The organism is Bacteroides sp. L10-4, assembly GCF_013373675.1.
Classification (GTDB): Bacteria; Bacteroidota; Bacteroidia; order Bacteroidales; family Bacteroidaceae; genus Bacteroides; species Bacteroides muris.
This window is the reverse complement of record NZ_JABXJH010000102.1, coordinates 1-7274: the sequence shown is the minus strand read 5'-3', so window position 1 is coordinate 7274 and position 7274 is coordinate 1. Positions and strand designations below refer to the sequence as shown.

The window sequence follows — 7274 nt, the reverse complement described above, 5'->3', positions numbered from 1 at the left end:
GGATTATGTCTCGACTGACAATCTGTTCTACGCTGTCAATCGAGGCCTGGCGGGGCTGGGCAAATCCCACTTTATCAACTTCTCCAAAAGAGCCTGATATGTTCATTTATTTTTCTGAATTACTTATAATATAAATAGTCTATCATATACCTTATTACCATTAATGGCTTGGTGAGGGACAGCGTTTAGCTGTTAGCTCGACCTTGTTATCAATATATTAAAACCACTTCCTATCTCTATCTTTCATCTCCTCTAAAGTAGGATATGGATGCGTATCTCTAAATGTATATTCATCTACAAAATCCTTTAATTCAACCATTCTAAAGCCACTGAAACCATTCCCATTGATTAAGTCGGCAACCGAATCTTTTGCAACCAATATATTTTTCATCCAAAAAATATCAGGATATGCCGTTTGTTCTTTAAGTTGGAAATCAAGATACAAGTATGAAGTTATAACTTTATTCATTCTCTTAATCCTGTTCGAGTTCTCCAAATCAATGAATAGGTTATATGCTAAATGCTTGAATCTTATAAAGTAATACTTTTTATCGCTTATATGAGCTAATTTTCTGGATAGCGGTGTTACTTCGCATATATCATATTCATCATAACACTTAAACTGTTTCAGAAACTCGAAAAGACAGGAAGATAATATAACCCCTTTGGAATGTGAATAATAATCGGTTTCCAGCCTTTTCACATTCGAGCATATCCAATAAAAGTGGGTAGGCAATTTATAATTGTCCGTTAAGGGGACAGGCTTTCCGGCTCTCATGGGTGAATAGTTAAACCAATCGTTGCTATAAACAGGATTGTTATAAGGATTTTTAGATTTTATTTCCTCTGTAAAAGTAGAGTCAATATATGGTGGTGCTATTGGCGTACCATGCCAAGGGGTTAATAGCATTCTGAATTTTACCATATCTTCTGTCATTGTATTCTCTTTTTATTGATAATGGTTAAGCGGGGAACGCTGTAAGCGTTATCACGCTTTGTTACCGATGATTTAACTTTCAAAGTCTTTTGAATTAACAAGTCCACGAATAAACTCCTCAAAACTTGCTGCAAGTGTAGTAATCTTATAATCGTTTTCTTCATCAATATGTACAACACTTGGTTCTCCAGTTAAACCGCACTTGCTGTAATCCAAAAATATCATATCGTGTCCGGCAGAAGGTGTGGTACAGATTGCTATGCCAATGTTTGGATAGCCCCATTCTTCAATCCAAAAACGACTTCCCATTTCTCCGCAGAGAGAATAAGGTTTATCTTTATCTATTCCCATAATTCCACTTATCGCAATATGGTTGTTTGCCCAAGAAGTCGGAGTTTGGGTTGGAAAGCATTTATTAATGGGTTCACCACCATTACATTGTTTTATCAGCGCAATATAAGATTGAGGTAATTTATATCCCAATTCACGTTCAATCTCTTCAACTTGTTTATCTGTAGGTATTGTACCTATATAATATTTTTGAGCGTATTCGTTATTAGCCCAAAAACTGGAAAAGTCGAAATCTTCAAAAGGAGTTTTATCCATGATTGTATATTTTAACTGTTTTATCGGTAATTTATTTATAACCGCACCTTATGGTGTCGTTCCTACATTCCTATAACTGCACCTCACAAATTATCCAGTGTATCAAGAGGATTAGGGATTTTTGCTTTATGGGCACTTGACACATGAAGATAAATGGTTGTGGTCTTGATGTCGTTATGTCCCAGCAATTCCTGTATCGTGTGCAGGTCTGTTCCCTGTTCCAGCAAGTGTGTGGCAAAGGAGTGGCGCAGCATGTGTACGTGTACCCGGTGTTTGATGCCTGCACGATGTGCGGCTTCTTTCAGCACTTTCACCAATGCACTTGCCGAATATTGCTCTCCGGGTGTTTCGCCCTCAAACAACCATTTTTGTGGACGATATTCCCGGAAGTAGTGCCGTAGTTCTTCCAGCAACTTGGGCGAAAGGAGCGAATAACGGCATTTCTTCCCCTTGCCCATGATGCGAACCGACATTGTTTCGCTGTTGATGTCCTGCGGGGTCAGGTTAAGCAATTCGCTTCTTCTAAGTCCGGCAGAGTAAACCAACGAAATCATGCAGTGATGCTTGATGTTGGAAATTTGTGCAAGGATGCGCTTAATTTCATTCTTGCTCAACACTTCGGGCAGGCTCTTGTACTCTTTGGCACGGGTGATACCGCCGTAGTATTGCCGTTTGCCGCCTTTCACCTGCTCGTAATAGAACTTGATAGCATTGATGCGCATATTCTGTTGCGACACCGAGATTTTCTTCTCGTTCACAAGATAGAGTATGTACTTGTTGATGTCCGGCACTTTCAGGCGGTCGATGTTCCGTCCCTTGTGATATTCCATGAAATCGCTGAAATAGGCACGGTATGTTTTGACGGTCGAAGGGCTGTAACGCTTTTGTTCCAGCAGTTCGAGATAGCCTTTTGGCAGTGTGTATTCCCTTTTGGGTTTGGGATGCCGCACGTAAACCCGGCTGTAATCAATATAGGCGTGGGGTGAATAGCGGTCGTAGAAATCGGGCAGGCTGAAAGCGGCTGACGCTATGTATGCAGAACCGTTGCCAGCCATTTTCATGCCCGTGTCTTGGGCGAGCAGTCGGGCGACAGCCTGACTGTTCGCATATTCTACCCGTATGTAGTCTGCACCGTCCCTTGTTTCTTTGTGTAGCACGATGCTTCCTCTTTGTTTCTGAACCTTATCCATGTCGCTGAATTTTGCTTCATGCTCCAAAGATAAAACAAAAACGCCACATTTTGAACATGCGTTCAAAAATAATGGAAGTTAAAAAAACAAAACTGTATCAGGCTTTAAGCAGCGAATAGATATAGCGAAAGTTTTCTGCCAGTTCGTCCACGTTCAAACCGTTCAGAAATGCTTGTTCGTATGACAGTCCTAAAAACATTTGTCGGAACATGGTAGCCGTTTTCTTCACGTCCGTGTCGCTCCTGATTTCCCCGCTGTCTTTTGCTTTCTGCACGACTTTCGCCCACAGGTCATGGTCGTGGCTGAACATCCTTTCGATTTTCTGCCTGATGCCCGGATAGTACATACGCACTTGTGACAGGAAATGAAAGTAGTAGAAGTTGGGGCTACAATCATGCGGGTCGCCATTGTCGCCAATCAGTTCAACAATCCTTTTCATGGAAGCGGCTACCCCCGCCACGTATTGCCCGATGAACTTCTCCAACGTATCGGCAGGAGCGGCAAACTTGTTTCCCGGTTCGTGCATTTTTAGCACGTATTTGTCTGCCACAGCCATGAATAAATCCAGCTTGTGCGGAAAATAATAAACGATGCCCGTTTTTGTCACTCCGCAGGCTTTGGCAAGCGTGATGATGCTTGCTTTCTCGTAGTTCATCCTGACAAATACTCCGAACGCTTTATCTATTACTTCTTCACGGTTAGTTATTATCATACACGTTTGTTTTTAATCGGTTACGAAGATACGGATTTTGTTTTAACCATTTGTACCCCAGTGCTTTTTTTTAGTGCAAGGTGCAAGTATATATTTATATATATAGCTTGCACCTTGCACTAACCCAAAAATATTTATTATCAGATATTTGCGAGTTTCAAAAGAATGCCGTATCTTTGAACCCGAAAGTTAGGCAGACAAACAGCGGTCAAAGTTGGACAGGCTTAACGGTTGAAAATCGTTACTGTTTCGTTACCTATTTGAAATTTTGAAAGCAAAGTAGCTGAAATATAAGCGGTTAGAGTTATAGGTTCAAAACCCTCTCTCTCCGCTGAAACCTAAGACATTAGGTGGTTAAATTAAGACAAGTCCCGTAAAATCAACGTTTTACGGGACTTTTTCTATTTATCCGGTGGACAACCGAAAGACATTCAAATGTCCACTTCAGACAAAGTTCCGTTACTAAATCGTTACTAAAAAATAGCCTATAAAAATAGTAGCGATTTTCGATGTAAGTACTTGATTTGTCGCTCATTGACGTTCAAATGTCTGCTTGTAACCCAATTGTTAATTATTCCTTTGCAGAGGGAAGTCATTACACCCACTGTAACGGAGATAAATTAAAAAAGGATATGAGTAAGAGTACATTTAAGATTCTATTCTATCTAAGAAAGAATCAGGTAAACAAAGACGGAACAGTTTGTATTATGATTCGTTTGTCACTTAACGGTGAAATCACACAGTTCAGTTCTAAACTGAGTGTAAAACCGGATGCCTGGGAGACAGTTTTGGGCAAGGCGAAAGGAAATACACAGAAAGCCTGCCAGTTGAATGAAACATTGGAGGACATCCGTGCTTCGCTGAAAAACCACTACCGGGATATTGAAGTGCATGAGTCATTCGTAACGGTAGAAAAAATACGCAATGCGTTTTTGGGAATAACGGCGAAACAAAGAACACTGCTGGAACTTTTCAAGAAACACAATGAGGATGCAAGAAAACTGGTCGGCATTAGCAAGACTCCTGCCACCCTCGCGAAGTATGGCCGCTGCTACCGGAGGCTGGAGGAATTTATGAAAGTGAAATACAATATTTCGGATATATCACTGAAAGAAATCGGCCATATGTTCATTACGGACTTCGAGAATTATCTGAGAACGGAAAGCAAATGCAATGAGAATACTACGGCAAAATTCATGCAGACGTTCAAGATGATTGTAATCATCGCCAAAAACGAGGATGTAAATTAAACTGTGTCAGCAAAGAATAAAGTATTAACTTTGCTAACACAGTTTTTTTATGAAAGAAGAATTTGATTTTGATAGTATCAAGAACAAGGCAATTGAACAGCTAAAAGCGGGTAAGCCCTTGTTAGGTAAAGACGGTGCTTTTGCCCCTTTATTGGAAAGTATCCTGAATGCAGCTCTGGAGGGTGAGATGGATGCACATCTTACAGAAGAAGAACGTCAGATGGGTAACCGTCGTAACGGAAAAATGCAGAAACAGGTCCAGACTTCATTGGGCGAGGTAACCGTATCTACTCCCCGTGACCGTAATTCAAGCTTTGATCCACAATTCATTAAGAAGCGTGAGACCATTCTTGCAGAAGGCGTTGCAGACCGTATAATCGGCCTTTATGCTCTTGGTAACAGCACACGTGAGATTAGTGACTGGATGGAAGAGAATCTTGGAAATCGTGTATCTGCCGACACAATCAGTGCTATTATTGACCGTGTACTTCCGGAAATAAAAGCATGGTAATCACGTATGCTTGATTCTGCCTATCCTATAGTCTGGATGGATGCCATCCATTACAAAGTAACGGATGAACGTGGCTGTGCTGTTACACGTGCGATATATAATGTGCTGGGTATTGACCGGGAAGGTCATAAGGAGCTGCTCGGAATGTATATATCCAGGAATGAGGGAGCCAACTTCTGGCTCAGTGTACTGACAGATCTCCAGGACCGTGGAGTTGAAGATATTCTTATTGCCTGTATAGACGGATTGAAAGGCTTTCCTGAAGCCATCTAAAGTGTTATCCCAATACGGCTGTACAGCTTTGTGTCGTACATCAGATTCGCAATTCCATCAAATATGTAGGCTCCAAAAATCAAAAGGAATTCCTGAAGGACTTAAAATGTGTCTATCAGGCTGTAAATAAAGAATCTGCAGAAAATGAACTTCTTAAGTTGGAAGAGAAATTTTGCACCGCAAGCAATAGAACAGAACTTTCCAATTATCAGCCGTTCATGGTTAATGGGATAATGATACAATACGTTGTTTTGCTCAAACAGACATGGGTCTGAAACAAAATCATTGTAAATGGTATAGTCGCCTATTTCGATAGACGGGTCTTTTACGACAGCATTCAAATAAACGGTTTGCGTGTCACCTTTACGGGGATATATCTTGTTCATCATAACTTTCAGTTCTTAGTATTGTTTATATTTAAGATAAATGACGGATTGTGTACCAAGCAGCATTACATATAAGTATTCCACTGCCCAATATGCCGCTAACGGAACATCACAAAAATCTAATCCCCATAAGCAGAACAGATAAGCAATAGTAGTTATCACCTGAAAAATGAATACCGTCCGTGTCGCTCCCGTTCCGGTTGTAGCATTCAGATAGACGTGACCGGGTAGTGCAAAGAAGTAATTCAATAGCATGACAAGAAAAGGCGGCCATGCAAGCTGTACGATAGCGGGATTTTCCGTATAAGCCCCTATAATGTGCTGGTGAAAGAACAACGCAAAAGCAATCAGTGGAATGCCTGTCGCATATCCTAAACGGATAATCTTATGGCAAAGCGGAAAAACTTGTTTCTTTTCACCTGCTCCAATCAGGTTACTCACCAAAGAACCGGTGACACCTGCCAATGCATTGACGATAACGGAAAACAGTGCGGAAACACTTCTTACAATGTTCGATACAGCCAACTCCGTTTCTCCCAAACGTTCGATAGCCACGAAGAACAGAAACCAAATGGCTACACTTGTAAAGAACTGGAGCATACTCCATACCGAGATAGAAAATACCTCTTTCAATACTGTTATATCAATACGCCAGTATAAGCCATACGCTTTTTTATCAATGTGCCGAAACATATATGCAGCCAATACAGCCAGCGAACACATTTCGGCAGATGAAGAAGCGATAGCCGCTCCCGATATACCCATATCGAAGCCGAATATCAGGAGCCAGTTCAGCGGAATGTTCACCAGTACGGCTGTGAAAGCCGCCATGTTCAGGGATTTTGTCTGTGTAATGCCTACCAAAAACGAGCGTAAGGCAAGGAACGGGAAAGAGAACAACAATCCCCAAATACGCCAATCCAAATAGCGGATAACCGCATTATAGACATCATCCGAAATTATCAGATGTTTCAACAGAACGGGAGAAAATATCTTGGATAGCAGACAGAGGAGTACCGCCAGTATCAGCAAGAAAAACAATCCCTGAAAGAACGTTTTTCCCGTTTCTGCATACCGCTGTTCTCCGTTTCGGCGGGCAATTACCACTTGCAACCCCAAACTGAACCCGAAGCCGAGCATATAAATTGCCAAGAACCATATTCCGGCAAGGGCAGATGCGCCCAGTTCCACATCACCCACATGCCCTAAAAACAAAGCATCGGTAATATTTATCAGTTGTTCGATAAGGATGCTCATCATTACAGGAAAAGCGATGAGCCAGATTTTCTTATAGGTATAATTCTTTAGTAGATGACAAAAATTAAATATATGCTGTTAAACATTTAATTTTCAAGTGATTAAATCTGCAAAAGTCCCTGAAATTTAGTAATTTAAAGGAAAAGTTTGGC

5 protein-coding genes and 3 pseudogenes are annotated in these 7274 nt (G+C 41.1%); 2 read left to right on the top strand and 6 right to left on the bottom strand.

Annotated elements, in window-relative coordinates; genetic code table 11:
- Nucleotides 1-217: 217 nt before the first annotated feature.
- The 4 genes from HU824_RS18785 to HU824_RS18770 form a co-directional block, all read right to left on the bottom strand.
- Entirely contained in the window at nt 218-937 is a 720-nt protein-coding gene (locus HU824_RS18785; protein ID WP_016274267.1) for an Imm43 family immunity protein, read from the bottom strand.
- A 72-nt stretch (nt 938-1009) separates the two neighbouring features.
- Nucleotides 1010-1543: an SMI1/KNR4 family protein gene (locus HU824_RS18780; protein WP_004309993.1), complete on the bottom strand. Its 534-nt coding sequence runs from the start codon at nt 1541-1543 to the stop codon at nt 1010-1012.
- 83 nt (nt 1544-1626) lie between these two features.
- On the bottom strand, nt 1627-2733 hold the full coding sequence (locus HU824_RS18775) for a site-specific integrase (RefSeq protein WP_035458146.1): 1107 nt from the start codon (nt 2731-2733) through the stop codon (nt 1627-1629).
- A 97-nt stretch (nt 2734-2830) separates the two neighbouring features.
- Nucleotides 2831-3445 (bottom strand): TetR/AcrR family transcriptional regulator, encoded by a 615-nt coding sequence (locus HU824_RS18770; protein ID WP_176469681.1) that lies wholly within the window; start codon nt 3443-3445, stop codon nt 2831-2833.
- 632 nt (nt 3446-4077) lie between these two features.
- On the opposite strand from HU824_RS18770, the pseudogene HU824_RS18765 reads away from it, so the two are divergent.
- Together HU824_RS18765 and HU824_RS18760 are read left to right on the top strand one after the other, a co-directional pair.
- Nucleotides 4078-4680: pseudogene (locus HU824_RS18765) on the top strand (phage integrase SAM-like domain and Arm DNA-binding domain-containing protein); the annotation flags it as partial.
- 64 nt (nt 4681-4744) lie between these two features.
- A pseudogene (locus HU824_RS18760) lies at nt 4745-5652 on the top strand (IS256 family transposase); the annotation flags it as partial.
- Here the strand turns inward: HU824_RS18760 and HU824_RS18755 are convergent.
- Together HU824_RS18755 and HU824_RS18750 are read right to left on the bottom strand one after the other, a co-directional pair.
- Nucleotides 5641-5868: pseudogene (locus HU824_RS18755) on the bottom strand (antibiotic acetyltransferase); the annotation flags it as partial. The pseudogenes HU824_RS18760 and HU824_RS18755 sit on opposite strands and share 12 nt — an antisense overlap.
- A 12-nt stretch (nt 5869-5880) precedes the next feature.
- Nucleotides 5881-7125: an MATE family efflux transporter gene (locus tag HU824_RS18750; RefSeq protein ID WP_217994226.1), complete on the bottom strand. Its 1245-nt coding sequence runs from the start codon at nt 7123-7125 to the stop codon at nt 5881-5883.
- Nucleotides 7126-7274 lie beyond the last annotated feature (149 nt).